The organism is Raineyella antarctica, from assembly GCF_900092135.1.
Lineage (GTDB): Bacteria > Actinomycetota > Actinomycetes > Propionibacteriales > Propionibacteriaceae > Raineyella > Raineyella antarctica.
Genome location: NZ_FMYF01000011.1, coordinates 66,083 through 92,263 on the forward strand (window position 1 = coordinate 66,083; position 26,181 = coordinate 92,263).

28 protein-coding genes are annotated in these 26,181 nt (G+C 69.5%); 20 read left to right on the forward strand and 8 right to left on the reverse strand.

Annotation, left to right across the window (positions count from 1 at the left end):
- Window positions 1-34: 34 nt before the first annotated feature.
- Window positions 35-220: a hypothetical protein gene (locus tag GA0111570_RS14245; protein ID WP_092612722.1), complete on the reverse strand. Its 186-nt coding sequence runs from the start codon at window positions 218-220 to the stop codon at window positions 35-37.
- 188 nt (window positions 221-408) lie between these two features.
- On the opposite strand from GA0111570_RS14245, the gene GA0111570_RS14250 reads away from it, so the two are divergent.
- Window positions 409-984, forward strand: a complete 576-nt coding sequence (locus GA0111570_RS14250; RefSeq protein ID WP_245703227.1) for a DUF6529 family protein — start codon at window positions 409-411, stop codon at window positions 982-984.
- Window positions 985-1,043: 59 nt separating this feature from the next.
- A complete protein-coding gene (locus GA0111570_RS14255; protein WP_175557512.1) occupies window positions 1,044-2,045 on the forward strand; it encodes a CorA family divalent cation transporter in 1,002 nt (333 codons plus the stop codon).
- 85 nt (window positions 2,046-2,130) lie between these two features.
- On the opposite strand, the gene GA0111570_RS14260 is transcribed toward GA0111570_RS14255, so the two are convergent.
- Window positions 2,131-2,319, reverse strand: coding sequence for a hypothetical protein (locus GA0111570_RS14260; RefSeq protein WP_092612728.1), 189 nt, complete (start codon window positions 2,317-2,319; stop codon window positions 2,131-2,133).
- Between GA0111570_RS14260 and GA0111570_RS14265 the strand changes: the two genes are divergently transcribed.
- The 3 genes from GA0111570_RS14265 to GA0111570_RS14275 all read left to right on the forward strand — a co-directional run bounded on the left by GA0111570_RS14265 (window position 2,318) and on the right by GA0111570_RS14275 (window position 5,742).
- Window positions 2,318-3,259 (forward strand): aldo/keto reductase, encoded by a 942-nt coding sequence (locus GA0111570_RS14265; protein WP_092612731.1) that lies wholly within the window; start codon window positions 2,318-2,320, stop codon window positions 3,257-3,259. The two genes, GA0111570_RS14260 and GA0111570_RS14265, sit on opposite strands and share 2 nt — an antisense overlap.
- Window positions 3,260-3,324: 65 nt before the next feature.
- Window positions 3,325-3,972, forward strand: coding sequence for an NAD(P)-dependent oxidoreductase (locus GA0111570_RS14270; RefSeq protein ID WP_092612734.1), 648 nt, complete (start codon window positions 3,325-3,327; stop codon window positions 3,970-3,972).
- A gap of 201 nt (window positions 3,973-4,173) precedes the next feature.
- A complete protein-coding gene (locus GA0111570_RS14275; protein ID WP_092612737.1) occupies window positions 4,174-5,742 on the forward strand; it encodes a Na+/H+ antiporter in 1,569 nt (522 codons plus the stop codon).
- 73 nt (window positions 5,743-5,815) lie between these two features.
- Here GA0111570_RS14275 and GA0111570_RS14280 read toward each other — a convergent pair whose 3' ends face one another.
- Window positions 5,816-7,183, reverse strand: a complete 1,368-nt coding sequence (locus tag GA0111570_RS14280; protein ID WP_092612740.1) for a ferredoxin reductase family protein — start codon at window positions 7,181-7,183, stop codon at window positions 5,816-5,818.
- Between the two features lie 86 nt (window positions 7,184-7,269).
- Here GA0111570_RS14280 and GA0111570_RS14285 point away from each other — a divergent pair, with 86 nt between their 5' ends.
- Entirely contained in the window at window positions 7,270-7,776 is a 507-nt protein-coding gene (locus GA0111570_RS14285) for a DUF2127 domain-containing protein (RefSeq protein ID WP_092612743.1), read from the forward strand.
- Window positions 7,777-7,832: 56 nt separating this feature from the next.
- Here GA0111570_RS14285 and GA0111570_RS14290 read toward each other — a convergent pair whose 3' ends face one another.
- The gene (locus GA0111570_RS14290; RefSeq protein ID WP_092612745.1) at window positions 7,833-8,048 is read right to left on the reverse strand and encodes a hypothetical protein; all 216 of its coding nucleotides are present in this window, start codon (window positions 8,046-8,048) and stop codon (window positions 7,833-7,835) included.
- 235 nt (window positions 8,049-8,283) lie between these two features.
- Here GA0111570_RS14290 and GA0111570_RS14295 point away from each other — a divergent pair, with 235 nt between their 5' ends.
- Window positions 8,284-9,366: an alkene reductase gene (locus GA0111570_RS14295; RefSeq protein ID WP_092612748.1), complete on the forward strand. Its 1,083-nt coding sequence runs from the start codon at window positions 8,284-8,286 to the stop codon at window positions 9,364-9,366.
- Window positions 9,367-9,397: 31 nt separating this feature from the next.
- Here GA0111570_RS14295 and nicT read toward each other — a convergent pair whose 3' ends face one another.
- Entirely contained in the window at window positions 9,398-10,528 is a 1,131-nt protein-coding gene (nicT, locus tag GA0111570_RS14300) for a Nickel transporter NicT (RefSeq protein WP_092612751.1), read from the reverse strand.
- Window positions 10,529-10,837: 309 nt separating this feature from the next.
- Between nicT and GA0111570_RS14305 the strand changes: the two genes are divergently transcribed.
- The 11 genes from GA0111570_RS14305 to GA0111570_RS14350 all read left to right on the forward strand — a co-directional run bounded on the left by GA0111570_RS14305 (window position 10,838) and on the right by GA0111570_RS14350 (window position 20,236).
- On the forward strand, window positions 10,838-11,512 hold the full coding sequence (locus GA0111570_RS14305) for a response regulator transcription factor (protein WP_175557513.1): 675 nt from the start codon (window positions 10,838-10,840) through the stop codon (window positions 11,510-11,512).
- Between the two features lie 308 nt (window positions 11,513-11,820).
- The gene (locus tag GA0111570_RS14310; protein ID WP_092612757.1) at window positions 11,821-12,192 is read left to right on the forward strand and encodes an urease subunit gamma; all 372 of its coding nucleotides are present in this window, start codon (window positions 11,821-11,823) and stop codon (window positions 12,190-12,192) included.
- Window positions 12,189-12,569 carry an urease subunit beta gene (locus tag GA0111570_RS14315; protein ID WP_092612759.1) on the forward strand — a complete coding sequence of 127 codons (381 nt, stop codon included), beginning with the start codon at window positions 12,189-12,191 and terminating at the stop codon, window positions 12,567-12,569. Before GA0111570_RS14310 ends, GA0111570_RS14315 begins: the two co-directional genes overlap by 4 nt.
- A gap of 36 nt (window positions 12,570-12,605) precedes the next feature.
- Window positions 12,606-14,324 carry an urease subunit alpha gene (gene ureC, locus GA0111570_RS14320; RefSeq protein WP_092612762.1) on the forward strand — a complete coding sequence of 573 codons (1,719 nt, stop codon included), beginning with the start codon at window positions 12,606-12,608 and terminating at the stop codon, window positions 14,322-14,324.
- A 23-nt stretch (window positions 14,325-14,347) separates the two neighbouring features.
- Window positions 14,348-14,683: a hypothetical protein gene (locus tag GA0111570_RS17750; RefSeq protein ID WP_175557514.1), complete on the forward strand. Its 336-nt coding sequence runs from the start codon at window positions 14,348-14,350 to the stop codon at window positions 14,681-14,683.
- 26 nt (window positions 14,684-14,709) lie between these two features.
- On the forward strand, window positions 14,710-15,246 hold the full coding sequence (locus GA0111570_RS14325; protein WP_175557515.1) for an urease accessory protein UreE: 537 nt from the start codon (window positions 14,710-14,712) through the stop codon (window positions 15,244-15,246).
- Window positions 15,233-15,967 (forward strand): urease accessory protein UreF, encoded by a 735-nt coding sequence (locus GA0111570_RS14330; protein WP_092612768.1) that lies wholly within the window; start codon window positions 15,233-15,235, stop codon window positions 15,965-15,967. The genes GA0111570_RS14325 and GA0111570_RS14330 overlap by 14 nt, the downstream gene beginning before the upstream one ends.
- A gap of 85 nt (window positions 15,968-16,052) precedes the next feature.
- Window positions 16,053-16,694, forward strand: coding sequence for an urease accessory protein UreG (gene ureG / locus GA0111570_RS14335; protein ID WP_092612771.1), 642 nt, complete (start codon window positions 16,053-16,055; stop codon window positions 16,692-16,694).
- 3 nt (window positions 16,695-16,697) lie between these two features.
- Window positions 16,698-17,696: an urease accessory protein UreD gene (locus tag GA0111570_RS14340; RefSeq protein ID WP_092612774.1), complete on the forward strand. Its 999-nt coding sequence runs from the start codon at window positions 16,698-16,700 to the stop codon at window positions 17,694-17,696.
- Between the two features lie 15 nt (window positions 17,697-17,711).
- Window positions 17,712-18,821 (forward strand): urea transporter, encoded by a 1,110-nt coding sequence (locus GA0111570_RS14345; protein ID WP_092612777.1) that lies wholly within the window; start codon window positions 17,712-17,714, stop codon window positions 18,819-18,821.
- 113 nt (window positions 18,822-18,934) lie between these two features.
- The gene (locus tag GA0111570_RS14350; protein WP_245703228.1) at window positions 18,935-20,236 is read left to right on the forward strand and encodes an ammonium transporter; all 1,302 of its coding nucleotides are present in this window, start codon (window positions 18,935-18,937) and stop codon (window positions 20,234-20,236) included.
- Window positions 20,237-20,244: 8 nt separating this feature from the next.
- Here GA0111570_RS14350 and GA0111570_RS14355 read toward each other — a convergent pair whose 3' ends face one another.
- A complete protein-coding gene (locus GA0111570_RS14355) occupies window positions 20,245-22,314 on the reverse strand; it encodes an MASE1 domain-containing protein (protein WP_092612780.1) in 2,070 nt (689 codons plus the stop codon).
- Between the two features lie 336 nt (window positions 22,315-22,650).
- Between GA0111570_RS14355 and GA0111570_RS17755 the strand changes: the two genes are divergently transcribed.
- On the forward strand, window positions 22,651-22,794 hold the full coding sequence (locus tag GA0111570_RS17755) for a GPGG-motif small membrane protein (protein WP_175557516.1): 144 nt from the start codon (window positions 22,651-22,653) through the stop codon (window positions 22,792-22,794).
- A 125-nt stretch (window positions 22,795-22,919) separates the two neighbouring features.
- Here GA0111570_RS17755 and GA0111570_RS14360 read toward each other — a convergent pair whose 3' ends face one another.
- Window positions 22,920-24,806 carry a Na+/H+ antiporter gene (locus GA0111570_RS14360; protein WP_175557517.1) on the reverse strand — a complete coding sequence of 629 codons (1,887 nt, stop codon included), beginning with the start codon at window positions 24,804-24,806 and terminating at the stop codon, window positions 22,920-22,922.
- Window positions 24,807-24,972: 166 nt separating this feature from the next.
- Between GA0111570_RS14360 and ric the strand changes: the two genes are divergently transcribed.
- On the forward strand, window positions 24,973-25,677 hold the full coding sequence (gene ric, locus GA0111570_RS14365; protein WP_092612783.1) for an iron-sulfur cluster repair di-iron protein: 705 nt from the start codon (window positions 24,973-24,975) through the stop codon (window positions 25,675-25,677).
- A 73-nt stretch (window positions 25,678-25,750) separates the two neighbouring features.
- Here the strand turns inward: ric and GA0111570_RS14370 are convergent, their stop codons facing one another.
- The gene (locus GA0111570_RS14370) at window positions 25,751-26,143 is read right to left on the reverse strand and encodes a DUF302 domain-containing protein (protein WP_092612786.1); all 393 of its coding nucleotides are present in this window, start codon (window positions 26,141-26,143) and stop codon (window positions 25,751-25,753) included.
- Window positions 26,144-26,181 lie beyond the last annotated feature (38 nt).

Here is a 26,181-nt window from a genome sequence, read left to right on the forward strand (position 1 = left end):
GAGAGCCGGAGAGGCGGAGAAGCGTGCCCGAATTTCAGCGTCGCGCCCTCCACATGAGGTACGCGCCGACCACAGCGACGACAGGCCCGACGATCGCCCACAGCGTCACGCCAGACATCACGCTCCCCCCGACCATGCCCAGCCCCTGCAGCGACCAAAGGACGCCGACCAATACCAGGACCAGTCCGCCGACCAGCAGGACCACGCGTTGGGCCTTCATCCCTCCACGGTACAAGGCGGCCTCATGGCCTCGAAGCAACACTGCTGGTGAACGAGGGGTGTCAACTGAATGTGATGGCGGGACGGTCCTGGATGTGAGGAGAACCGCTCCGACCGGAGATGACAATCCCCAGGAACCGGAGACAGATCTGGTTTGGCTGGGGGATTGTGTCGGTGGAGGGGGGTGCCGTGAACACACTCGTGCCTGGCGGGCGTCCAGCCGACCCCGCTCCTGGTGGGGGGATCCGCCTGCTGGTCGCGTTCATTCTGGTCGGCGCGGCGGTCTCCGTGGCCCTGGGGGTCTACGGCGGCCTCCACTTGCCCACCCGTCGCGCGCTCGCCACCCTCGGCTTCCCGAGCCTGGTCTCGATGAAGGTGACACTCGCCAGCGCCGCGGCGGTGCTTGGCGTCGTCCAGATCGTCACGGCCCTGCGCATGTACGGGCGCATCGGGCATGGGCCCGCTCCCCGCGCCGTGGCCACGACACACCGCATCTCGGGAGTGACGGCTGTGCTCGTCTCGGTGCCTGTCGCGTTCCACTGCCTCTGGTCGCTGGGCTTCGGCACCTACTCGGCCCGAGTGCTCGCGCACTCGTTGTTCGGCTGCGCCTTCTACGGCGTCTTCGTCACCAAGATGTTGGTCCTACGCAGCCGCCGAGTACCCGCTTGGGCAGTGCCGTTGCTGGGGGGTGCACTCTTCACCGTCATCGTGGTCGTCTGGCTCACCTCGGCGATGTGGTTCCTCATCGGCGGTCCCGGCTACTAGTGTTCGGGGTGGTGGTTCGGCGGACCCGTACGACGATGGCCGCCGACTATGCTGCCGGCATGGCGGAGCCACGCGTCATCTGGGTCGATCATGCGACCGGGACGGCAGAAGTTCGTCCCATGGAGGCCGTCGCCGCCCTCCGGGAGGATTCCTCCGGTTGGCTGTGGCTCGACTTCCCTGAGCCCGACGCGGCGACCGGCGCGTGGCTGCGGGACGTCTTCAGGCTCCCGCTGACGGCGATCCAGGACGTGTTGCAGCGCAACCACGTGTCCCGCCTGTACGCCTTCGGTGACTCGCTGCTGTTCCTCGTCCTGCACCGCCCAGAACCGGGCGAACAGGGCCACGTCCACTACCTCGAACTCGACCAGTTCATCGCACCGGACTTCCTGATCACCACCCACGGCCCCCACAGCGAGCAGGTGCCGGTGGGGCAGATGCTGGTCGAGACCGACGTCGTCGCCGAGCGGCTCCTCGCCGGCAAGGTCGGCGTGACCGGGCCGGCGCAGATCGCGCACACCATCGTGTCGCGGCTGTGTCAGGAGGAGGAGCGCTTCGTGAACTCCGTCGCCCACGACGTCGGCCTGCTGGAACAGAAGGTGATGGCGCAAACCCAGATCCGCGCCGGCGATGGGTTCCTGGACGAGTTGTTCCGGGTCCGTCACTCCCTGCTCACCGTGCACACCATGGCCGCCCAGGGCGCGGAGGTGTTCGGGCGCGCGACGAGGCTCTACGAGCAGGCGTCCTGGCTGCAGCCGACCCTGCGCGATCTCCAGGACCAATACGAACGGGTCGGGCGTATCAGCGACAGCCAATTGCAGTTCCTCGCCGGGGTGACCGAGTACTACCGGGCGAGCACCGACCAGAAGATGGCCGTCGCAGGGGAGAAGCTCGCGGTCATCGCGGCCGTGACGCTGCCGGTCTCGGCGGTGTCGGGCGTGATGGGTATGCAGACCATCCAGATCAACGCGGTCGACTGGCCCTGGACGATCGTCATGCTCGCAGTGATGACCGTCATGTCCCTCTGGTTGCTCAGGTGGACCAAACGTCAGGGCTGGTGGTGAGAGAGCGCGCCGCGTCCCATTCGAGGAGTTGAGGAAGGACATGGTGTTTGCGGAGGGCGCCTTCGATGCCGCGGCAGGGGGAGGCTCAGGCCCAGATGTATGCCTCGACGATGGCGCCATCACGCCACTTCGCGAACGTCACCATGCGGCTGCCGTTCTCGAACTCGCGGATGACAGAGGTCCACTCCCTCGGGAAGGTCAGGCGGGCTGGGACGTACGCGCCCTCAGGCTGGATGCTTGAATCCCGAAATACGTGTGGCAGGGTGAGGAACATGGCAAGCATCCCGACACTCGAGACAGAGATCTTCCCCCTCAACCTGGGCGGCAACACCTTCGGCTGGACCTCCGACCGGGTGGGATCAGAAGCCGTTCTCGACGGCTTCGTCGCCGCCGGTGGCAACTTCGTCGACACCGCCGACGCATACTCGGCCTGGGCCCCCGGCAACAAGGGTGGCGAGTCCGAGACGATCATCGGCGACTGGATGGCCGCCCGCGGCAACCGCGACGGACTCGTCATCGCCACGAAGGTCGGCGCCCTCGAGGGGCGCAAGGGACTCGCCCCCGACAACGTCCGGGCAGCCGTCGACGATTCGCTGCGCCGACTGCGGACCGACCGGATCGACCTGTACTACGCCCACTACGACGACCAGGACCGGCCGATCGAGGAGATCGCTGCCACCTTCGACGGCCTGGTCAGGGACGGCCGCATCCGGGCGATCGGCATGTCGAACTTCACCCCCGAGCGGATGCGGGCCTGGCTCGAGGCGGCTGCGGCAGAGGGTCTCACCGCCCCGGTCGCCATCCAGCCGGAGTACAACCTCGTCGCCCGCCACCGCTACGAGACCGACTACGCGCCGATCGCGGCTTCCGCCGGTGTGGCCGTCTTCCCCTACTACGCGTTGGCCTCCGGCTTCCTGTCCGGCAAGTACCGCACCCCCGCCGACCTCGAACAATCGGTGCGCGGGGGCCGGGCCGAGGGGCACCTGAACGCCCAGGGACTGGGCGTCGTGGACGCCCTCGTCGCCGTCGCCGACGAGCACGGAGCTGCCCCGGCCACCGTCGCCCTCGCATGGCTGCTCGCCAAGGGCGCCACGGCGCCGCTCGCCTCGGCCCGGACGACCGAACAGCTCCCCGACCTGATGGCCGCGGCGACGCTCGCCCTCACCGACGCCCAGGTCGCCGCGCTCGACAAGGCCTCCGCTCCCTTCGCCTGACCGCCCGGCGACAGACCCACCCAGGCCGGCCCACCCGTGCCGGCCGCATCCGACCCAGGAGAACCATGAAGATCGGCATCATCGGAGCCACCGGCCGGGCCGGGCGTGCGATCCACGCCCTGGCCGCCGAACGCGGACACCTGCCCACCGCCATCGTCCGCAGCCGGCAGCGGGCCGACGAGATCCTCGGCGCCGGGGCTGACGTCGTCGTCCGTGACGCCCTCGGGCTCACCGCCGCGGACCTGGCACCGTACGACGTTGTCGTCGATGCCTTCGGCACCGCACCCGACGAGGCCCACCGGCAGGTCGAGCTGGCACACCGGCTGGTCGAGCAGGCCGCGACCCTCGGCCCCGACGCGCCGCGGCTGCTCTTCATCCTCGGCGCCGGGAGTCTGCGCGCCGGTGAGGACCGGCACCTCTACGTCGAGGACATCCGGAAGATGCCCGGCTCCTCGGCGTGGGTGAACATCCCCGTCCAGCAACTCGCCGAGCTCGAGTTCCTCCGGGCCGCCGAGATCGACTGGGTCGGCATCTCCCCGTCGGCCGTCTTCGAGCCGGGGGAGGCGACCGAGCCGGTACTCGGCGCAGACGACCTGCTCGTCGACGAGGACGGTGTCTCCCGGGTCACCACCGGCACGATGGCCGTCGCGGTTCTCGACGAGATCGAGGCACCCGCGCACCGGAACTTGCGGTTCACCGTTCGTAACGGCTGAGCCGACAGGCGTGTGTCGCGGCTCAGCGCTTCGCATCGGCCAGGTGGTGCTGGAATGCCTTTGGATGGGCCAAGATGTCCTCATGGCTCACCCAGACGTCCGGCCTCCGGAGTCCGAGATGGATCAGGCCCTGCTGCTCACGTTCAGGGAGCCCGTGAGTGGGCGCTCGCGCGTTCCTGAGACGCCCGGGAAGGAAGAGCCGTGCTCGCCCTCGCCCTCGTCGTCGCGCTGCTGATCGCCATCGGTGTCGGCAGCGTGGTGGCGCCACGCCTGGGCTTGCCCGCCCCCGTACTACTGGTCGGCCTCGGGTCGCTGCTGAGCCTCGTGCCCGGTCTCACCGGCGTACGGTTGCCGCCCGAGGCCGTGCTGTTGATCTTCCTGCCGGTCCTGCTCTATTGGGAGAGCCTGACGACCTCGCTGCGCGAGATCCGCCGGCTGCTGCGCGGCATCATCCTGAACGGGACGCTGCTGGTGGGGGTCACCGCTGCGGCCATCGCCGTCGTCCTGCATGCCTTGGGCGTCTCCTGGGGGGCGGCCTGGATCATCGGGGCGGCGCTCGGCCCCACGGATGCCACCGTGGTCGCCGCCCTGGGCCACGGCCTGCCACGCCGGACCTCTGTGGTCCTGCAGGCGGAGAGCCTGATCAACGACGGCACAGCGCTCGTGATCTACGCCCTCGCCATAGGGACGGCGACCGGACAGATCGACCCCACGCCGGCCAACGCGGCCGGGCGCCTCGCGCTGTCGTTCGTGGGCGGTATCGCTGTCGGTCTCGTCACGGGATGGCTGTTGTTCCGCGTACGTCGCGCCCTGCACGAGCCGGCGCTGGTCAACCTGAACTCGCTGCTGACCCCCTTGCTGGCCTACTTGCTGGCGGAGGAGATCCACGCGTCGGGGGTCCTCGCCGTCGTCGTGGCGGGTCTGTACATGTCGCAGGTGACCCCCGGCGCCATCGCTGCGCCCGCCCGCCAGCAGGGCGCTGCCTTCTGGACGTTCAGCACCTTCATCCTCAACGGCGCCCTGTTCGTCCTGGTCGGGATCCAACTGCCACACTCGGCCGGCGAGCTCACGACTGACACCGCCGGCCACGCGCTGGTGCTGGTGGCCGCCGCCTACCTGACGATGCTGGTCGCCCGCTACGGCTTCCTCAACCTGTCCATCGCCGTCATCCGGCTGGTGGACCGGCGTCCGTACCAGCGCACGCTGCGCACCACCCATCGGGCCCGGGTGGTCAGCACTGTCGCGGGCTTCCGTGGTGCGGTCTCCCTGGCCGTCGCCCTGGCCGTGCCCGGCTCGCTCTCCGACCGGGGCCTCATCGTCTTCGTGACGGGGACGTTCGTCGTCGTCTCGCTGGTCCTCCAAGGGGTCGCCCTGCCGCGGGTGATTCGCTGGGCCCGGCTCCCGGACGACTCGTCGGTGGTGGAGGAGTTGCGTACGGCGCGCGTCGCGGCCACCCGCGAGGCGTTGGAGGCGCTGCCCGAACTCGGCCAGGCCGCCGGCGCCGCCGATGAGGTGATGGAGCGCCTGACCGAGGAGTACGAGGAGAAGCTGGCCGCGTTGCAGGAATCCGAGGGGGACGAGGCCCAGGCCGCCACGCGCATGGAGCAGCGCCGGGGGCTCACCCTCGAACTCATTGCCCGGAAGCGTGCGACGATCGTGCGGCTCCGCGACGAGCACACCATCGACGACACGGTGCTGCGGGAGATCCAGTCGCAACTGGACGCCGAGGAGGTGCGCCTGCTCGGGTCGTCCTCATCGGAGGGGTCCTGAGCCGGCCCGTGCTCATCGGCGGCCCACCCGTACGGCCCTTCGGCTGGGGTGGAGGATTCCTGCCTTCCCCCGATCAGCGCCAGTTGAAGTACTCGAAGTGGATGTTCACCGGGATCACGCCGGCCCGGCGGAAGGCATCGCCGAACTGGGCGGTCATCTTCTGCGGCCCGCACAGGAAGACGCTCAGCCGGGTCGGGTCTGGGACCTGGTCGAGGACCGGTTCGGGCGTCAGGTGCCCGTCGACGGAGGTGTCGATGACGTGCAGGTGCAGATTCGGGTGGTCGGCCGCGATGGCCTCGAGTTCGTCGGCGAAGGGGGAGCGACCGCGCGAGGTGACGTAGAAGTCGACGCGATTGACCCCCAGGTCGTCCTCCAGCGACCGCGCCCAGCTCAGGAACGGCGTGATCCCCACGCCGGCACCGATCCACACCTGCTGACTGGTCCCCTTCTGACGGTCGAAACGCCCGTGCGGGCCGTCCACCGCGGCCGGCATCCCGGGCTTGACCAGCTGGTCCACTGTGCTGGTGAAGTCCCCGAGTGCCTTGACGGTGATGCTGAGGTCGCCGTCGCGGTCCGAGCTCGAGATGGTGAACGGGTTGCGGGACCAGCCCTCCTTCGTCTCGATCGAGATGATCGCCCACTGGCCGGCGACGAACTCGATTGGCCGGGCCTGCGGCTCCAGGGTGATCACGTGCGCGTCGCGCCCGACGATGGGTGTCACCGAGGTGACCTTGTAGCGGTGGACCTGGATGAAGAAGCGGGCGAAGAGTTCGCGGTAGAGGTAGAAGGCGATGCCGACGGCGCCGATTCCGATCAGGCTCCAGCGCAGGACGCCATTGCCGCCGAAGACGGTGGAGTCCATCACGGCGTGGACGATGCCGGCGGCGACGAACAGGCCCAACAGCCGATGGACGTTGCGCCACAGGTTGTAGCCGTTGAACATCCTGTCCACCCAGCGTCCTGGGCGGGTCGAGGTCAGCGCGTTGATGGGCGACTGCAGGAACCGCGGGACGATCTGGCGCCAGCGGGGCAGCATGGCCCAGGCCACGAGCCCGAAGATGCCGAAGGCTCCGACCACGCCCAGTGGCTTGCCCAGCCTGGTCGCATGGCTGCTCTGCGTGACAAGCGCGTGGACCACCAGCAGGACGGTGCCCGTGATCGCGCTGGTGCGGTGCCAGATGGCTGCCCGGTCGAGGCCCGCGAACAGGGACTCCACCCACCGGGTGGAACTCATCAGCACCAGGGCGACGGCGAACAGGAGCACGGCCTCGGAGCCGACCAGCTGGCCCAGGTATGTTCCCCAGTGCTGTCCCTTCGTGTGTTCGACGAGCCAGAGCTCGGCGTACGCCACGACGAGCAAGAAGATCAGGAACGGTCCGGCGGCCCGGCTGTTGTAGCGGATCACCGTGTCGCGATCCAGCACCCTGCTGTTGACTACCATCGACTTCCCCTCGCGACGTCGGACCACCCGTCAGCCTAGGCCTGTTCAGGGGGCCGGGGCCGAGTCACCGGCCCTAGGATCGGACCGTGAGAATCTCATCGGGCGACAGGCTGTTGGATCGGACGTTCTTCGTCAGCCTGATCCTGAAAGGGCTGGATGGTGTTCTCGAGCTCATCGGGGGTGTGGTGCTCCTGGTCGTGACTCCGAGCCAGATCCAGCTGGCCGTCGCTGCGGTGACCCGGGGGGAGTTTGCCGAGGACCCGAACGATCTGGTCGCCACCCTGCTGGTCCGCTACGCCGGCCAGCTCAACGTTTCGTTGACGCTGTTCGGTGCCTGGTACCTCCTCGTGCACGGCGTCGTGAAGGTCCTCCTCGTCGGTGCGGTGCTCCGCGACCGGCTGTGGGCCTATCCGTGGCTGATCGGCTTCCTGGTCGCCTTCGTCGGCTACCAGAGCTACGAACTCGTCGTGCACTACACGTGGGGGCTGCTCCTCCTGACGCTGTTCGACGTGTTCATCCTGTACCTGACCTATCGCGAGTACCGGCGCCACAAGTCCCCCGGGCGGCAGAGTCGTCCGGAACCGAGCCCGTGACCCACAGGATCTGACCCCTCTCGGGCGGTGGGAGCCGTGTCGCCGCCCCGGCGGTGTCAGGACATCGGACACATGTCAGTGTGGTCCTCCCAGCCGGACTTGCCCTGGTGCATGCCGGGGTTGTGCACACCGTCGATCCCCATCATCTGGGCGCACATCTGCACGTGCTGCCCGAAATCGGCATTCGAGTCGGCAGCCTGCGCGGGCACTGCAGCAAGCAGCCCGGAACCTGCCAGTGCGACGCCGGCCGCGAACGAGAAGATCTTGCGCATCAGCCTCACCTTTCAGCACGGGCAACAGACCGCCTGCCGCCACCACCTCATCGTGACACCAACGATGGCTCGACGGACCCCTGCACCGGATTCTTTGACCGGTTCTTGAGCGTTCGCCCGTTGCGGCGTGGGCACCGGAACGGAACCCCGGGAATAGCCGTCCCCCACGAGGTGGTTGAGCCCGTGCGGGTCAGCGTCGATCCTGCGGACCGATGTTGACCCGAGAGGACCTGCCGTGACCGAACTGTTCGACCCCATCGACGCCGGAGACCTGCACCTGCGCAACCGTGTGACGATCGGGGCGATGACCCGCCAGCGTGCCGCCGAGGACGGCGTCCCGAACGACCTGCTCGTCGAGTACTACGCCCAGCGCGCCTCCGCCGGCCTGGTCGTCACCGAGGGGACGTTCCCCTCCTTCCGCAGCCGCGGCTTCATGGGCGCGGCCGGGATCGCCGACCAGCAGCAGGCTGATGGCTGGCGCCGCGTCGCCGACGCCGTCCACGCCCGCGGCGGCACCCTGGTCATCCAGGTCATGCACGCCGGCCGGATGGCCCACCCCGGCCTGACCCGCGGCGAGCAGCCGGAGGCACCCAGCGCGATCGCCGCCGGGGTTCCCGTCCGTACGCCCGAGGGCAAGGCTGACGCCCCCGTCCCGCACGCCCTGGACGCCGAGGACCTGATGCGCGTACGAGACGAGTTCGTCACCGCCGCCCGCCGGGCCATCGATGCCGGGGTCGACGGTGTCGAGCTGCACGGCGCGAACGGCTACCTGCTGCACGAGTTCCTCAGCCCGGCCTCGAACACCCGCACCGACCAGTACGGCGGCTCGCCGGAGAACCGCGCCCGCTTCGTCGTAGAGGTCATGCGCGCCGTGGCGGCCGAGATCAGCGCCGGCCGCGTCGGCCTGCGCATCTCGCCCGAGCACAACATCCAGGGCGTCCTCGAGCAGGATCGTACGGACGTGCTCGCCACGTACGACGCCCTGCTCGCCGGCCTCCGCGGTCTCGGGACGGCCTACCTCTCGGTGCTGCACAAGGACATCGACGGCGACCTGGTCCGCCACCTGCGCGAGGGCTACGACGGGGGTGCCTTCCTGCTCAACAGCGGCTTCTCCGCGGTCACGGACAACGAGCAGGCGCGCCACATCGTCGAGGACGGCCTGGCCGACGCCGTCACCGTGGGCCGCGCCTTCATCGCCAACCCCGACCTGGTCGAGCGCTGGCACGACTCCCTCGCGGAGAACGTCCCGGACATGGCGACGTTCTACCTCGGCGGCGCGCACGGCTACACCGACTACGCCGTCGCGGCCGCCAGCTGACGGCTGCCGGCCATAGCCGGCGATCGCCACGTCAGAGGGAAGGGCCGGTCGGCACCGACCGGCCCTTCCCGAACCGGCCGAACTTCCAGACGGCGATGGCCACCAGCCAGGTGACCACGAACAGCCCGACGACGAGGCCGCCCAGGGTGTTGATGTCGGCGCCCTGCACCATGTCCCAGAAGGGGCCCACCAGGTGCAGCTTCTGGGCGAGCAGCCCGAAGAGTTCCACCGTCCCGATCAGCAGCGCCACCGCCACGGACAGTCCGGTGATGACGACGTTGTAGTAGATCTTGCGGACCGGATCGGCGAAGGCCCAGGCGTACGCGAAGTTCATGAACGACCCGTCGAGGGTGTCGAACAGGCTCATCCCGGCCGCGAAGAGCACCGGCAACGCCAGGATCGCGTACCACGGCAGGCCGGCCTGGGCACTCGTCGAGGCCATCACCAGCAGGACCACCTCGGTCGCGGTGTCGAAGCCCAGGCCGAACAGGAACCCGACCCCGAACATGTGCCGCGGCTTGCCGACCGAGCGGGTCGCCCGCCCGAGGATCCGGTTCATCAGGCCGCGCTTGTCGAGCTGCTCCTCCAGGGCCGCCTCGTCCAGGTTCCCCTGGCGCATCCGCCGGAAGATCCCGATGATGCTCCACAGCACGGCGATGTTGATCGCCGCGATCAGGTACAGGAAGGCGCCCGAGACCCCGGTGCCGATGACACCGGCGTACCGGTGCAACACCGACCCGCCGTCCCGGACCGGCCCCAGCAACGTCGTCACCCCCACGGCCAGCAGCAGCGCCAGCAGGAACGCGACGCTCGAGTGGCCGAGGGAGAACCAGAAGCCGACCGACAGCGGGCGGTTCCGGTCGGCCATGAACCTGCGGGTCGTGTTGTCGATCGCGGCGATGTGGTCGGCGTCGAAGGCGTGGCGCATGCCCAGGGTGTAGGCCGTCAGCCCGATGCCGACGGAGAAGGTCCCACCCTGCCCGAGCGCGTAGTGGTGCGGGGCCACCAGGACCAGCACCACGAACCAGCCGATCACGGTGAGGGCGAGAATCACCGACCCCATCCCGAGCACACTCCGCCACTCGGCCGGGGTCAGGACGGCACGCATCCGGCGCCACCGCCCGCGCGGCGGGGAGGCGGCGGGCAGCGTGTCAGTGGTCATGTCCACTCCAGGTTTCTCAGTCGGGAACGTGCGCATCCGAGGATCCCCACCAGGACCCGATGACCGCCGCGGAGCACGGCGAGGGGACCTGGGGGCTGTGAAACCGTGGGCAGCCTAACAGCCCAACCTCATCCGTGGCCAGAGTCGGGGCAGCACCGGCCACCCCGGCCCCGGCGCCGGAGACGCGGATCCCTCGGCGACGTGCATGCGATGATGTGGTCCCAGACGCGTACGTCATGGCGGAGAGGAGGCCGGGCTGTGGGATCCATAGGCGCAAACAGGCACGCCACCCATCTGACCGCGCTCCTGGTGGATGACGACCCGGAGTTCCAGGCGACCCTCGGTGAGTCGCTGCGCGTCTTCGGCAACGTCGACGTCTGGTCGGCCGCGACCGGCCAGGACGCGCTGGCCCGCATCGAGGTGGAGGAGCCGGACGTGGTCCTGGTGGACCTCGGGCTTCCCGACATCAGCGGCCACGAGCTGATCAGGCGCGTACGCGAACTCTCCGTCTCGCTGCCGGTCATCGTGCTGTCGGCGCGTAACGACGAGAGCAATCGGATCGTCGCCCTCGACCTCGGTGCCGACGACTACCTGACCAAACCCTTCTCCGCTCTCGAACTCGTGGCGCGGATCAACGCCGTGCTGCGTCGTTCACGTACCCCGGAGACCTCCGCGCCGCTGGACTTCGGCGACCTCACGATCGATGTGGCCGCCCGCGAGGTGACGGTCGGAGACGTGCTGGTCCCGCTGACGGCGAAGGAGTTCGATCTCCTCGTCTGCCTGGCGTCGAGCCCGCGCCGCGTGTTCACGGCCAACCAGTTGCTGCTCTACGTGTGGGCCGCCCAACCTGGCTGGCAGTCGACCTCGACCGTCAAGGAACACATCCATCGGCTGCGCACCAAGCTCAGCCTGAGCCCCACGGCGCAACGCCATGTCGTGACGGTGCATCGGATGGGCTACCGGTTCGACCCGGACCCGGCCTGACCGGACCCGGCCTGACCTGAACTGACCCGGCCTGAGCCGAGCCGGTTCCTCCACCCCGCGGGCAGCGGCCGATCGGCAGGCCTCCGTGAATTGACCGAGAGTTGACCGCAGTTTCCCTCGCGTTTGACAACGGTCCGCAAAGCTGAAGCCGTGAAACCAATGGGGCTCTGCGATGCGTCCGAGACAGTCGCCTTTGCACCGCATCTGCCCAGCACCGGTCGGCCGTTCCTGGCCGTCACCGGTCTGCACGACGACCGGTCACCGCGGATGCGCGCCGGCCATGGCCGAAGCGAAGGAGAAACCGAATCATGATGCTCGCCCCGCGCGAGATGGACAAGATGCACATCTATGCCTTGTCCCAACTCGCCCGTCGTCGCCGCGATCGCGGCACGAAGCTGAACTATGAGGAAGCCATCGCGATCGTCTGCGACGAGCTGCTCGAGGGTGCCCGCGACGGCCGGTCCGTCGCCGACCTGATGGCGTACGGCCGCCAGGTCGTCACCGCCGAGGAGTGCATGGAAGGCGTACCCGACCTGGTCCACGTCGTACAGGTCGAGGCGACGTTCCCGGACGGGACCAAGCTGATCTCCGTGCACGAGCCGATCCAGCCCTCGCACAAGCCGAAGCCCCCCAAGCAGTCCCCGAAGTCCGACCACTCCGAGAAGGGGGCCACGGCATGAGCAAGGCTGGAGAGGTCATCACCGGGAAGGGTGAGGTCGAGCTCAACGCCGGCCGCGAACGCGTCACGCTGACGGTCAAGAACGCCGGCGACCGGGCCGTGCAGGTGGGCTCCCACTACCACTTCTTCGAGGCGAACAAGGCGCTCGAGTTCGACCGGAACGCGGCCCTGGGTATGCGACTGGACATCCCCGCCGGCACCGCCGTGCGCTTCGAGCCGGGCACTGACGCCGAGGTCACCCTGGTGCCCTTCGGCGGCACCCGGCGGATCCAGGGCTTCGCCGGCCTGGTCGACGGTGGCGTCGATGCCGGGGCCACCGGCCGGCGAGCCCGCCGAGCCGCGTACGCCGAGGGCTTCCGCGGCGCCCAGGCCGAGTAACCCGGTCAACGGACAAGAAACGAAAGAGGAAACTCCATGGCTGGGATCTCTCGGCAGGAATACGCGGCGCTGTACGGGCCGACGACCGGCGACAAGGTGCGCCTCGCCGACACCTCGCTCTACATCGAGATCGAACAGGACCTGCTCGTCCATGGTGACGAGCTCGTCTTCGGCGGCGGCAAGACCGCCCGTGACGGCATGGGCCAGATGCCCGGCCTCCGCAACGACCAGGGCGTGCTCGACCTGGTCATCACCAACGTGGTCGTGCTCGACCCGATGCTCGGCGTGATCAAGGCCGACATCGGCGTCAAGGACGGCAAGATCGCCGGGATCGGCAAGTCCGGCAACCCGCAGGTGATGGACGGTGTCCACCGCGACCTGGTGGTGGGCGCCGGCACCGAGGTGATCGCGGGCGAGGGCCTGATCGCCACCGCCGGTGGTATCGACTCGCACATCCACATGATCAGCCCGCAGCAGGCGTACGACGCACTGTCCAACGGCATCACCACCATGATCGGCGGCGGCACCGGACCCGCCGACGGCACCGCCGCGACCACCTGCACCCCGGGCCCGTGGAACATCGCCCGGATGCTCGAGGCCGCCGAGGGCCTGCCGGTCAACATGGGCTTCCTGGGCAAGGGCAACAGCTCCCTGCCCGGCACCCTGATCGAGCAGATCGAGGCGGGCGCCTGCGGCCTGAAGGTCCACGAGGACTGGGGCGCCACCCCGGCCGTCATCCGCGCCGCCCTCGACGTGGCCGACGACTACGACATCCAGGTCGCCATCCACACCGACTCCCTCAACGAGTCCGGTTACCTCGAGGACACCATCGACGCGATCGACGGACGGGCGATCCACACCTTCCACACCGAGGGTGCCGGCGGTGGCCACGCCCCCGACATCATGCGGATCGCGGGGGAGATGTTCGCCCTGCCCTCCTCGACCAACCCGACGCGCCCGTTCACCGTGAACACGATCGACGAGCACCTCGACATGCTGATGGTCTGCCACCACCTCAACCCGAAGGTGCCCTCCGACGTCGCCTTCGCCGAGAGCCGGATCCGGGCCGAGACGATCGCCGCGGAGGACGTCTTCCACGACCTCGGACTGCTGAGCATGTACTCCTCCGACAGCCAGGCGATGGGCCGGCTCGGTGAGAACTTCATCCGCTGCTTCCAGACGGCCAGCAAGATGAAGGACCAGCGCGGACCCCTCGAGGGTGACGACTCGGGCAACGACAACGCCCGGGTGCTGCGCTACCTCGCCAAGCTCACGATCAACCCGGCGATCACCCACGGCTGCTCCGACATCCTCGGATCGCTCGAGGTCGGCAAGATGGCCGACATCGTGCTGTGGCCGTTCGCCTTCTTCGGCGCCAAGCCGAAGATGATCGTCAAGGGCGGTTTCGTCAACTGGGGCATCATGGGCGATCCCAACGCCTCCCTGCCGACCCCCGAACCGGTCTACTATCGGCCGCTGTTCGGATCCTTCGGGCTGGCGATGCCCCGTACCAGCGTGACGCTGATGTCGAAGGCAGCCGTCGAGGCCGGTGTGGCCCAGAAGCTGGGCCTGCAGCGCAAGGTGCACGCGGTCAGCAAGACGCGGGCCATCTCCAAGCGCGACATGGTGCGCAACAACACCACCGCCAGGATCTCCATCGACCCGGAGACCTACGAAGTCCGGGTGAACGGCGAGATCGCCACCTGCGAGCCCGCCCAGTCCCTGCCCCTGACGCAGGCCTACTACTGCGTCTGACGCAGCGAAGTGAGTGATCACCCGTGAATGTCCGCCACATCACCCATCGGCGCAACGTCGACGAGGCCGGTCTCCTCATCGATGCGGAACAGGTCTGCCACGGCACGGTCCAGGGCGGCGTCATCGCCGCCCTGGCCGGGCCGGTGGACCCCCTGACCCACCTCAACCGTGACTTCCACGAGCACGAGCTCGGCGAATGTGTCGTCGCCGAGGAGCTCGTGGTCGGCTCAGCCGTCCTGCTGGACGGCGAGGGCCATTTCCTGCGGGCGTCCCAACGCCCCGGGGCCAAGAAGTCCCTCGGGCGCGTCGACCTCGGCGCCCGCCGGTCGGACTGGCTCGCCGCCGCCCACCGGAAGTAAGACCCCTCTACCCCCAAGGATTCAGCATGCTTGTGCTCAACCGTATCTACGGCAACACCACGACCGACCAGATCGTCGAGTTCGAGGTCCAGCGCCGGGAGAAGCTCGGTGAGGTCGAACACCTCGACATCGCCTTCGCGGACGCCGGCCGGCGCCGGCTGCGGACGACCTCCTCCGCGTCGACCGAAGTCGGCATCGACCTGGACACCGAGGTGCTCAAGGACGGGGACGTCCTGGTGCCCGGCGACGACCTTTCCCGGCTCTTCCTGGTCAACGTCGCGCCGAGCGAGGCGATGGCCCTGCGGATGGGCAAGACCCTGCCACCCGAGGAGCTCTTCGCCTTCGGCGTACGGCTGGGCCACATGCTCGGCAACCAGCACTGGCCGATCAAGGTCGAGAACGACGTGGTGCTGACGCCGGTCAACATCGATCGCCTCGTGATGGAGACCGTCGTCCGGACCCACGGGTTCGAGGGCATCGAGTGGGACTTCGTGCCGGTGCAGCCGGGCGACCTGCCCACCGGGATGCCTGCCCTCGAACACGAGCTGCATGTCCACGAGTGACGGGCCGGTGACCCCGACGGGTTTCACGGGCACTCCCGAGTCGTTCCTCGGGGCGCTCCAGCTCGCGGACAGCCTCTTCCCGTCGGGGCGCTACACCCTCTCACACGGGCTGGAGATGTGCGTCGAGAGCGGCCTGGTGCACGACGCCGGCACACTGGAGCAGGTCGTCATCGACTACCTGTCCGAATCGGTCGCGACCTGTGAGGCGGTGGCCGTGGCCACCGCCGTACGGGCCACCGGGTCCGGCGACCTCGCCACCCTGGTCGACCTGGACCGGCTCGTCCACGCGATGCGCCTGCCGTGGGAGGTCTCCTCGTCCTCCGTCCGTACGGGGCGCCAACTGGTCGCCACCGGGAAGCGGCTGGCGCCGGACTCCACGGTGCTCCCGGCGTTCGGCGCCGCGATCGACGACGGCCGTGCGGTGGGCAGCCATGCGGTGGTGCTCGGCATCGTCTCCGCAGCCTTCCGGATCGACGCCCACACCGCCGTGCTGGGCGAGCTGTACGCCTACACGGCGGCCCTGCTCGGAGCCGCCCTGCGGCTGATGCGGCTGGACCACCTGGAGGCCCAGGTGATCCTGCGGCGGATCCAGCCGGCGATCGTACGTTCGGCAGACCTCGCCCTCCGGATGCCCTACCAGGACATGCGCGCCTTCGCGCCGACCATCGACATCATGCAGATGCGGCACGAACGCTCCCGGATGCGGCTCTTCGCCAGCTGAGCCGCCCTCCCGGCCGCTCCCACGAGGGGCCACCGGAACACCACACCTTCTCCAAGAACCACGTCACAGAATCGAGCCGACCACCATGAGCATGCCGCGCATCGGAGTAGGGGGCCCCGTCGGGTCCGGCAAGACCAGCCTGCTGGAGGCGATCATCCCGGTCTTCCTCAGCTACGGCTACAACCCCGTCGTGATCACCAACGACATCGTCACCCAGGAGGACGCCAAGCACGTCCGGGCGAACCTGGACGGGATCCTCGACCCGAGCCGGATCGTCGGTGTCGAGACCGGCGCCTGCCCGCACACCGCCATCCGCGAGGACCCGACGATGAACCTCGGGGCCCTGGAGGAGTTGGAGCGCGCCTTCCCCGACGCCTCGATGGCCTTCATCGAGAGCGGCGGCGACAACCTGACCCTGACCTTCAGCCCGGCGCTCGTCGACTACTTCATCTACGTCATCGACGTCGCGGCGGGGGACAAGATCCCGCGCAAGAACGGTCCGGGCGTGACCCACTCCGACATGCTGGTGATCAACAAGATGGACCTGGCGCCGTACGTCAACGCCGACCTCGCCGTGATGGACCGCGACGCCCGCCGGATGCGCCCGAGCGACCGCCCCCTCCTGTTCACCAACTGCCACACCGGTGAGGGGATCCTCGAGGTCGTCCGGACGATCGCCCACGACACCCTCTTCACCGACCTGCCCGACCGCGTGCCGAGCGCCTGATCGATGGCCACGGACCTGATCGCGCCTGAGGACCTGGCGCCGGAGCACTGGCCGGAGGTGAAGCGGCTGCCTGCGGAGTTCGCCCGCTACGAGGAGGAACTCCGCCAGCTGCCGGCCGCCTCCCGCGGGAAGACCGGCTTCCTGCGGCTGTGCTTCGAGGCGATCGACGGCCGTACGCGGATGACGGAGACCTTCTGCTCGGGGCCCCAGGTCGTCCACCGGGCGCTGTACCTCGACGAGTACCTCGACGACATGGCGGTCGTCTTCATCCAGTCGGTCGGGGCCGGCATCCTGCAGGGCGACCGCCTCCGCACCGAGATCGTCGTCGGCGAGGGGGCACGGGTGCTGGTCACCACGCAGGCGGCCAGCAAGGCGTACACGACGGAGGCGAACTACGCCACCCAACGGATCGACCTGGTGGTCGGCTCGGGCGCGTACTGCGAGGTACTGCTCGACGCACTGATCCCCTACCGGGGCGCCCGCGTCTACACCGAGCTGAACTTCACCGTGGCTCGCGATGCGGTGCTGGTCTACCAGGACCACGTCACTCCGGGCCGGGTCGCGCTCGGCGAGGAGTTCGCGTACGACTGCCTCTACACCCGGATGCGCTGCACCGACGAGGACGGCCGGCTCGTCGTCGCGGACACCACGGTGCTCGAGCCCGACCGGGCCCATCCGCAGCGTGCCGGCATCCTCGGCCCGCACACCGACGTGGGGACGATGTACGTCATCGCCCAGGACCTGCCCGACCCGACCGTGCTGGCCGGTGAGCTCAACGACCGGCTGGACCGGCTGGCCGACGTGGCCGCAGCGGCCAGCGTGATGCCCTCGGGCTGCGGCGTGCACGTACGCGTCCTCGGCAGCGCCACCCGGCACGTCGAAGGTGCCCTGCACCGCTGCTGGGAAGGCGTCCGGAGGGTACTGCTGGACGCACCGGTGGCGCCGATCCACGTGGCCAAGCACGGCTTCCCGCCGGCCGTCCACGAGCGGGAACAGGACTAGGAGAACACGAACACGATGCCAACGACAGTCAACGAGCCGATCAGGACACCGGCTCTCGACACCATGCTCGACGTGCTGCGGGCACCTTTCCCCGGCGCGGGCAGCAACATCGCCCTCCGGTGGGTCGACCGGGTGCTGCGCGGCACCGGCCAGGTCGTCTTCCAGGGCAACTGGCTGACCGGCCTGTTCATCCTGGTGGCGATCGGCATCAACTCCCGCGTCTACCTCGTCGCCGCCCTCGTGGGCGTCGTTGCCTCCACCGGCACCGCCCTGCTGCTGCGGATGGATCGCGGTCTGGTCGACGCCGGGCTGTGTGGCTTCAACGGGGTACTGCTGGGCATCGGCCTGAACGCCTACCTGAGCCAGGACTTCACCGCCGGCCAGTGGCCCGACGCCCTGCTGTACGTCTACATCGTCGTCGGCGCGGCCATGACGACGGTGATGCTCGCCGCGATCTCGTCCCTGCTCGGCTCCCGCAAGGTACCAGCGCTCACCGCACCGTTCGTCTTCACCGCCTGGATGTTCATCTTCGCCACCCTGCAGTTCGGCGACTTCCACCCGGGCCCGCTCCTGCAGGCCATCCTGCCCTCCCACCTCATCGCGACCGAACCCGTCACCATCGAGACCTGGTACGAGGGAACGTTCAAGGGCATCGCCGAGATCTTCTTCCAGGACAACGCCCTCAGCGGGATCGTCATCGTCATCGGCATCGCGCTGAACAGCCGGGTCAGTGCCCTGATGGGGCTGCTCGGCTCCCTCTCCGGCGTCGCCGTGGCCCTGCTCTACGGGGCGAGCGAGACTCCCGTCGCGCTCGGCCTCTACGGCTTCAACGCGGCGTTGACCGCGATGGCCCTGGGCGGCGTCTTCTTCGTCCTCAACCGGATGGGCGCGCTCTACACGCTCTTCGGCACGCTGGTGACCGTGTGGGCGTGGGCGACGATGAGCGTCCTGCTGAGTCCCCTGGGGATGCCGACCTTCACCTCGGCCTTCGTCATCGTCGGCTGGTTCTTCATCCTCGCCAAGGCCGGCTTCCTCGGGGTCGTCCCGATCGATCCGGCTGACTCGACCTACCCGGAGGACAACCTCCGCCGCTGGCGCGGCGGCAGGCTCTCGGACGGCCGCTAGCACCTTCGGGACCGGCGCCGCCGGTCCACCTCCACCTGCTCGGCACCCCGGCTGCATCCCGCAGCCGCTGATCGTCACGCCCGCAGCACCCCACGCACCACAGGAGCACGACTGTGCACGTTTTCAACACCGGGGACACCGCCTGGGTCCTCATATCCACCGGCCTCGTCCTGTTCATGGTCATCGGCCTGGCCCTCTTCTACGGCGGCATGGTCCGCAGCCAGCACATGCTGCACATGATCCTGCAGAACGTCCTGTGCATCGGGATCGTCACGGTCACCTGGCTGGTGATCGGCTTCAGCCTGTCCTTCGCCGGCTCCAGCGGCCTGATCGGTGACCTGTCGCAGTTCGGCGTCCAGGGGCTCGACACGATCACCCTGCCCGGCTTCGTCGGCGGCCTCGCGCTCACCGTGCCCAACTTCGCGTTCTTCCACTTCCAGATGATGTTCGCGATCATCACGCCGGCCCTCATCACCGGTGCCACCGCGGACCGGCTCAAGCTGACGAGCTGGGCCGTGTTCGTGACCATCTGGTCGATCGTCGTCTATCCGCCGGTGGTCAAGTGGATCTTCAGCCCGGTCGGATGGATCGCGAAGATGGGTGGCCTCGACTTCGCCGGCGGCGCTGTCGTCCACACCACGGCCGGAGCGGCCGCACTGGCACTGCTGTGGGTGATCGGCCCCCGCACCGGCTGGCCGGTGAAGTGGCGCGTGCAGCGGCCGAACTCGATGCCCCTCGTCCTGCTGGGCACCGGCATCCTGTGGTTCGGCTGGTTCGGCTTCAACGCCGGATCCTCCCTCGGGGCGAATCCGCACGCCGTACACGCCCTGGTCAACACGCAGGTGGCGGGGGCGGCCGGGATGACCGCGTGGCTCATCGTCGAGAAGATCAAGGAAGGTTCGATCTCCAGCCTGGGCGGGGCCTCGGGTGCCATCGCGGGTCTGGCCGCCATCACCCCGGGAGCCGGCTACGTCGATCCGTTCTCCGCGCTGGCGATCGGCATCCTGGCCGGTGCGATCTGCTGTTACGCCACTGGCCTGAAGTTCGTGCTGAGGTACGACGACGCCCTGGATGTCGTCGCGGTGCACCTGGTCGGCGGCATGTTCGGCACGATCGCGGTCGGGTTGTTCGCCGACTCCGCGATGAGTCCCGGGATCGAGAACGGCCTGTTCTTCGGTGGCGGATGGCATCTGTTCGGGGTCCAGGCACTCATGGTCGCCGTGGTGTTCGCCTTCGCCTTCGTGCTGACCCTGGTCATCGCCTTCGCCATCCACAGGACGATGGGGCTGCGCGTCTCCCTGGAGCAGGAGAGCAAGGGGCTCGACATCTCCGAGTTGCTGGAGCGGGCGTACGTCCATGGGGCCGAGGATGACGACGACGGCCACCGGGCCTCCGGCGAGGGTTCCACGGTCTGACCGACCTGCTACCGCACACCCGTTTCCGGTACCACTGCCCCCAGCCACTGGCGGATGCTCGAGTCCGCTGCCGGCAGGGGGCAGTGTGCCGTGAGGTCGGGCATCTCGTAGCCGATCGCCGGGGGGACGTCGCCGAGGAGCAGGACCGGCAGGCCGGAGCGGTCGTGGTCCAGCCGGACCGCGACCGAGGCTCCGTTGAGACCGGTGAGCGTCGACTCGACCAGTGCCGCCTCGAGGGACGGAAGAGAACGGTTGAGCTCGAGGGCCTGGCCGGTGCTCGAGGCGACGTGCGGTGTGTAGCCGACGGCGCCGAGCACCCCCGTGAGCTGGTCCTCGAGCTCCTTGTGGGAGGTGAGGACGAGGACGTTCCCGCGCTGCGGGCCGGAGGGTGGAGCGGGCGCCTTCCCCCCGGGACCCGCCGTACCGTCGACCGGGCCGTCGATCGGGGCTTCCGCGGCGGGGCCGGCCAGCGGCCACTCGATCCGTACGACCGTTCCCTGGCCGAGCATGCTGCTGATCCCCACGGTCCCGTGCGAGGCCGCCACCATGCGCTGCACACCGGCCAGGCCGACGCCTCGCGAGGCGCCGGGCTTGTCCGAGAACCAGGCATCGAAGGCGTGGGTGAGGGTGCGCTCGTCCATCCCCCGCCCGTCGTCCGCCACGACCAGCACGAGCCGGGCGGGGGAGCCGCCCGTTGGTCCCTCGAGGTGGGTGGCGATGCCGATGTGGCCCTCCGAACCGATCGCGTCACGTGCGTTGAGGACCAGGTTGAGGGCGATCTGCTCGACGCTGGTCGCCGGCACGTCCACCAGGTCCGAGCGGGTCGATGTCTCCACCGTGAGGTCGTGGCGACCGGCGGCGGTGCGCAACAACGGCTCCATCGAACGCAGCACCCCGTTCACATCGGTGGCGCCGGCGTCGGACGAGGGCGCCATCACCCTCTGGAGCTGCGCCGTCAGCTCGGCCGTGTGGTTGGCGCCCTGGACGATCCGCTCGAGCGCGCCCCAGTGCTGTCCGCGCGGATCGAGCTGGACCGAGAGCAGCTCGCAGTTGGCCAGCATCAGGGACTGCAGGTGGGTGATGTCGTGGGCGACCTGGTTGGCGACCCGGCCGATGGTCTCGAGGTCACGCTCCTGGGACTCCGCCCGGCGGGCCTGTGCCGACGCGGCGTGCAGGACCAGCATGGTGAACAGTGAGGCGCCGACGAAGAGCTGGTCCAGCTGGACCCCGACCGGGCGTGAGTAGCCGACCCAGAAAGGACCCGTGTGGGCCCAGGCGGCCAACTCGCCCAGGACCCCCAGGGTCAGCGCCGCCACCCCGATGCCCTTGGCGCCGCCCTGCACGGCGAGCAGCACGATGAGCGGTGCGACCAGGAAGACCACCGGGATCCGCTGGCCCCCCACCACGTACGCCGTGGCGCCGACGATGATGGACATCCACATCAGGAAGGCGGCCCGGGGTCGCATCTTCTTGGTCGGTTCGCGTTCCGCCCAGGTGACCAGCGCCGCGGTGACGACGAGCCCGCCGAGGAGGTCGCCCGCCCACCAGCGCTCCCACCACGTCCAGAACGGGGCCAGGCCGGCGGCGGCGACGCCGGCGGAGGCGATGGTCGCCGAGATCACCGGGGACAGGCAGGCGGCGAAGGTCAGGGTGAGGATCGACCGCACCTGCAGGAAGGAGAACGGACGTCCCGCCAGGCGTTCGACGATCAGGGCGCTGACCAGCGGTTCGACGGTGTTGGCGACGGCGAACGTGACGGCGACCGTGAACGGTGCGCCGTGCCACAGGTCGACGCCCCACTCGGTCAGCCCGACACAGAGCAGGATGACCGGCCACGCATGGCGCCGCGAGAGAAGGAGCCCGGCGAGCGAGACCCCTGCCGCCGGGAACAGGGAGGCACCCAGCGACACCTGGTGGGACAGCAGGTAGGCGACGACGCAGAAGAAGCCGTAGGCGGCCCCCACGACCAGGCCACGCCCCAGGGCGTACGGCGACAGTGGACCGGTGGCGCCGCCGCGGCCGACCGCACGGAAACGGAGAGGTGCCGCCCCGACGGCCGGGGTGGGGTGGGTGTGCATGACGTGGGCATCCTCTCCGCGCGCCCCACCCGGGCGGCCGGCGGGGAGCGATGCCCCCCGTGGGGGCTGCACCTCGCCGGCCGGGACGAGCCGCCGCGGACGCGAGTCTTCTTCTCTGGTACGGACCCGCGAATCTACGCCGGAGAGCTTGTGCGCCCGCTGTGTTGCCGGGCGTTGTCGGGCGGCCCGCTCCTGCCGGTCACGCCGGGCCGGGCGTCAGGACTGCCGCTTGGCATTGTCGACAGTCTTGGCCTGTCACAGTAGACTTTGGGTATCCGGGCGGCCGATCGGGGCCGCTTCGACAGGGTTTCAAAGGCATCAACAGGAAGGCATGACATGAGTACGATCCTCTGGATCATCGCCGCGGTCCTCGTGATTGCCGGCATCTTGGCGCTGTTCCGCAGGCAGATCCTGTGGGGCATCGTCCTGATCGTCGTCGGGCTGCTCGTCGGCCCCGGTGGCGTCAGCATCTTCACCTGACAGGCGTTGACCGGGGTGGCGAATCGTCCGCCACCCCGGTCCCCTCTCGTGGCTCTTTCCCACCACGCCCCGCCGGCTCCCGCCCGCGGGGCGTGTTCGCGTCCCGGGCCGCGCGGATCAGGTGCTCACCCCAGTGACGTGGGCGTCTCCTCGGTCGGTTCGGTGCCGAGGATCTCGTCGACGAAGCACCACCGCCACGACTCACCGGGCTCGAACGAGCGCATCACGGGGTGCCCCGTGGCGCGGAAGTGCGCGGCGGCGTGTCGCCCCGGTGAGGAGTCGCAGCAGCCGATGTTGCCGCAGTCCAGGCACATCCGCAGGTGGACCCAGGTGAGACCGGCCCGCAGGCAGTCCGGGCAGCCGGTGAGCGAGCTGGGCGCCACCACCTGCGGGGCTGAACGAAGGTGCTCGCACGGCTCGTCGGGGAGCTGAGCATGGAACGGGACCTCGGACGTGGCGAGGTCCTCACCGTTCAGGTAACCGGCCAGGGACTCCTCCAGGTCGATGCCGTTGAGGATGCTGCTCACGACGCTCTGGTCCACCCTCGCCTCGTCGCGGATCCGCAGCAGTTCCTCCCGCTCGGCGGCCAGGCCTGCCAGGCGCAGGTCGTGCCGGGTGCGCTGGGGGGATGCTCCGTGCTCACTGCTGGGGCGGCCGAGACGTTCCCAGACGCCGTTGACCCGGCGGCGGGCCTCGGCGCGCAACTCGTCGACCACTGCCCGGTCCTCGGGGCCGGCCAGCTGCTCGACCGCAGCGATCCCTGCGCCGGCGGCCTTCTGCAGGACGACGGCGGTGCTGATCGCGTCCTCGCGAGGATCCGGGCCGCGCAGTCCCAGCCGGCGCGCGAGCAGCGGCAGCGTCGCCCCCTGGAGCAGCAGGGTGCCCACCGTCACCACCAGCGCGGCGAGCACCAGGACCGGTCGGCCCGGCGTCGTCGCGGGCAGGGCGAGGGCGGCGGCCAGGGTCACCACACCGCGCATCCCGGCCCAGCCGACCACCAGGCTCTCCCGCAGTGTGAACGCGGTCCGTCCGCGCAGGATCGCGCGGGTCGCGAGCACCCAGACCATCCGGAGGACGATCACGGCGGCCAGGGCGGAGACGCACGACAGGACCACGACCCTGGCGTCGTGGCCGGAGTCCGCGGCAGCCCGTACGATGCTCGTCGCCTGCAGGCCGATGAGCAGGAAGACCGCGTTCTCGAGCAGGAACTGGACGGTGCTCCAGTTGATCCGCTGGGCCAGCCGTTCCTCGGCGCCCTGGTCGCGGGGTGACCGGTGGCCGAGCGCGAGGCCGGCCACCACGACGGCCAGGACCCCCGAGCCGTGCACCAGCTCCGTGGGGACGTAGGCGGCGAAGGGCACGATGAACGACAGCGCCGTGGTGACCGGCGCCTCGTCCAGGTGCCGGAACGCCAGCCCGGCCAGCCTCGCGACCACCAGCCCGACGGCGACGGCGGCGAGCACCGCCCAGAGGAAGTCCAGCCCTACACTGACCGCACTCAGGGAGACCGTCAGGGCGATCGTGGCACTGCGCAGGCTGGTCAGGGCGGTGGCATCGTTGACCAGTGACTCACCCTCCAGCACGGTCACGATCCGTCGGGGCAGGCCCACCCTGCGGGCGACGGCGGACGCGGCCACGGCATCGGGCGGAGCCACGACGGCGCCGAGGGCGAAGGCCGCGGCCCACGGCACGTCCAGCACCAGGCGGACCACCAGCCCCACTCCGGCGACGGTGAACAGCACCAACCCGACCGACAACAGGCCGATCGACGGGAGGTTCTGGCGGAAGTCGACCAATGAGGTGTTGACGGCCGTCGCGTACAGGAGCGGCGGCAGCAGCCCGACCAGCACCAGTTCGGGTGACAGTGCCGGGACACGGACGAACGGCAGCACCGATCCGACCAGACCCACCAGCATCAGCAGGAGTGGGGCGGAGGCGTGGAGGCGGTCGGCCACGACGGAGGTCGCGACGACGACGAGGGCGACCAGACCGATGGTGATGACCATCTCCATGTCGCTGATCCTAGGGCCCCCACCCGGCCGGGCACCGACTTGATCCGCGTCAAGGAGCCATCGGCCACGGCTCCGTACGTTGGGTCCATCCCCCCACGGATCGGTCGTGGGGACGGACCTGAGCAGCGCCGGCGGACCGGCCGGCGCCACGGATGAAGGAAGAGCGATGAGCATCGACACCGCAGCACTGATCGGCGACCTGGTCACCGAGGACCCCCGCCGGACCCGCGTCCTGGAGTCGTACGGGCTGGACTACTGCTGCGGGGGGCAGCGCAGCCTGTCCGAGGCGGCCACCGCCCAGGGCCTGGACCCGGATCGTGTCGCCGCCGACCTGCAACTGGAGGGCGCGACCGCGCCGCTGCACTGGGAGTCCTCCGACCTGTCCGGGCTGGCGCACGACATCGTGGACACCCACCACGCCTACCTGTGGGAGGAGATGCCGCGGCTGGAGGCCCTGGTCACCAAGGTGGTCGGTGTCCACGGTGGACGCCACCCCGAGCTGGCCCACGTCGGTGACCTGTACGCCCGGGCCGTCGCCGACCTCGACCCGCACCTGACCCGCGAGGAGCGCGTGGTCTTCCCCGCGATCACCCGGCTGGAGCGGACCCAGGCGCCGGTGCGCCTCGGCGACGGCTCGCTCGGCGAGGCCGTGCAGCGGCTGGTCGAGGAGCACGACGTGGTCGGTGACCTGTTCGCCGAGATCAACCGGACCACCGGCGGCTACACCACCCCCGAGGACGGCTGCGCCTCGTACGCGGCGATGCTGGCCGGCCTGCAGCAGATGGAGCAGGACCTGCACCTGCACGTGCACAAGGAGAACAACGTGCTGTTCCCGAAGGTGGTCGAGCTGGACCGGGCGGTGTCCGCCTGATCGAGGAGCCGCCTGATCGAGGAGCCGCCTGATCGAGGAGCCGCCTGATCGAGGGCGGCTGCTCGGACCCGGGTCAGCCGTTCAGGCTGGCCAGGGCCGCCTCGAGCATGCCGCTGATCCGGTCGGCCACCGGCTGCATCGCCGCATTGCCGGTGATCACGTGCATGGTCTGGGGGTCGATCGCCTCGACGATCGTGGTCCCGCCCTCGGCCGCCCGGACGACCACGTTGCACGGCAGCAGCAGCCCGATCGAGGGCTCGGCCTGCAGCGCCTCGTACGCGCTCGGCGGGTTGCAGGCGCCGAGGATGACCTGCGGGGGGATGTCGACGTCGAGCTTCTTCTTCAGGGTGGCTGCCATGTCGATCTCGGTCAGTACGCCGAAGCCCTGGCCGGCGAGCGCCTCCCGGGTCGCGGCCAGCGTCTCGTCGAAGCCCTTGTCCACGGTGGTGCTGAGTGCGTAGCCCATGTCGTCTCCTGACGGGTGTCGAGTCGGCCGGGGCGCCG

Bases quoted from the DNA above. Each gene is read 5' to 3' on its own strand.
- GA0111570_RS14315 (WP_092612759.1), top strand. From the start codon at position 12,189: ATGAGCAAGGCTGGAGAGGTCATCACCGGGAAGGGTGAGGTCGAGCTC.
- ureG (WP_092612771.1), top strand. From the start codon at position 16,053: ATGAGCATGCCGCGCATCGGAGTAGGGGGCCCCGTCGGGTCCGGCAAG.
- GA0111570_RS17755 (WP_175557516.1), top strand. From the start codon at position 22,651: ATGAGTACGATCCTCTGGATCATCGCCGCGGTCCTCGTGATTGCCGGC.
- GA0111570_RS14360 (WP_175557517.1), bottom strand. From the start codon at position 24,806: ATGGAGATGGTCATCACCATCGGTCTGGTCGCCCTCGTCGTCGTCGCG.
- GA0111570_RS14310 (WP_092612757.1), top strand. From the start codon at position 11,821: ATGATGCTCGCCCCGCGCGAGATGGACAAGATGCACATCTATGCCTTG.
- nicT (WP_092612751.1), bottom strand. From the start codon at position 10,528: ATGACCACTGACACGCTGCCCGCCGCCTCCCCGCCGCGCGGGCGGTGG.
- ureC (WP_092612762.1), top strand. From the start codon at position 12,606: ATGGCTGGGATCTCTCGGCAGGAATACGCGGCGCTGTACGGGCCGACG.
- GA0111570_RS14260 (WP_092612728.1), bottom strand. From the start codon at position 2,319: ATGTTCCTCACCCTGCCACACGTATTTCGGGATTCAAGCATCCAGCCT.
- GA0111570_RS14355 (WP_092612780.1), bottom strand. From the start codon at position 22,314: ATGCACACCCACCCCACCCCGGCCGTCGGGGCGGCACCTCTCCGTTTC.
- GA0111570_RS14325 (WP_175557515.1), top strand. From the start codon at position 14,710: ATGCTTGTGCTCAACCGTATCTACGGCAACACCACGACCGACCAGATC.
- GA0111570_RS14340 (WP_092612774.1), top strand. From the start codon at position 16,698: ATGGCCACGGACCTGATCGCGCCTGAGGACCTGGCGCCGGAGCACTGG.
- GA0111570_RS14270 (WP_092612734.1), top strand. From the start codon at position 3,325: ATGAAGATCGGCATCATCGGAGCCACCGGCCGGGCCGGGCGTGCGATC.
- GA0111570_RS14255 (WP_175557512.1), top strand. From the start codon at position 1,044: ATGGCGGAGCCACGCGTCATCTGGGTCGATCATGCGACCGGGACGGCA.
- GA0111570_RS14370 (WP_092612786.1), bottom strand. From the start codon at position 26,143: ATGGGCTACGCACTCAGCACCACCGTGGACAAGGGCTTCGACGAGACG.
- GA0111570_RS14290 (WP_092612745.1), bottom strand. From the start codon at position 8,048: ATGCGCAAGATCTTCTCGTTCGCGGCCGGCGTCGCACTGGCAGGTTCC.
- GA0111570_RS14280 (WP_092612740.1), bottom strand. From the start codon at position 7,183: ATGGTAGTCAACAGCAGGGTGCTGGATCGCGACACGGTGATCCGCTAC.
- GA0111570_RS14345 (WP_092612777.1), top strand. From the start codon at position 17,712: ATGCCAACGACAGTCAACGAGCCGATCAGGACACCGGCTCTCGACACC.
- GA0111570_RS14265 (WP_092612731.1), top strand. From the start codon at position 2,318: ATGGCAAGCATCCCGACACTCGAGACAGAGATCTTCCCCCTCAACCTG.
- GA0111570_RS14245 (WP_092612722.1), bottom strand. From the start codon at position 220: ATGAAGGCCCAACGCGTGGTCCTGCTGGTCGGCGGACTGGTCCTGGTA.
- GA0111570_RS14330 (WP_092612768.1), top strand. From the start codon at position 15,233: ATGTCCACGAGTGACGGGCCGGTGACCCCGACGGGTTTCACGGGCACT.
- ric (WP_092612783.1), top strand. From the start codon at position 24,973: ATGAGCATCGACACCGCAGCACTGATCGGCGACCTGGTCACCGAGGAC.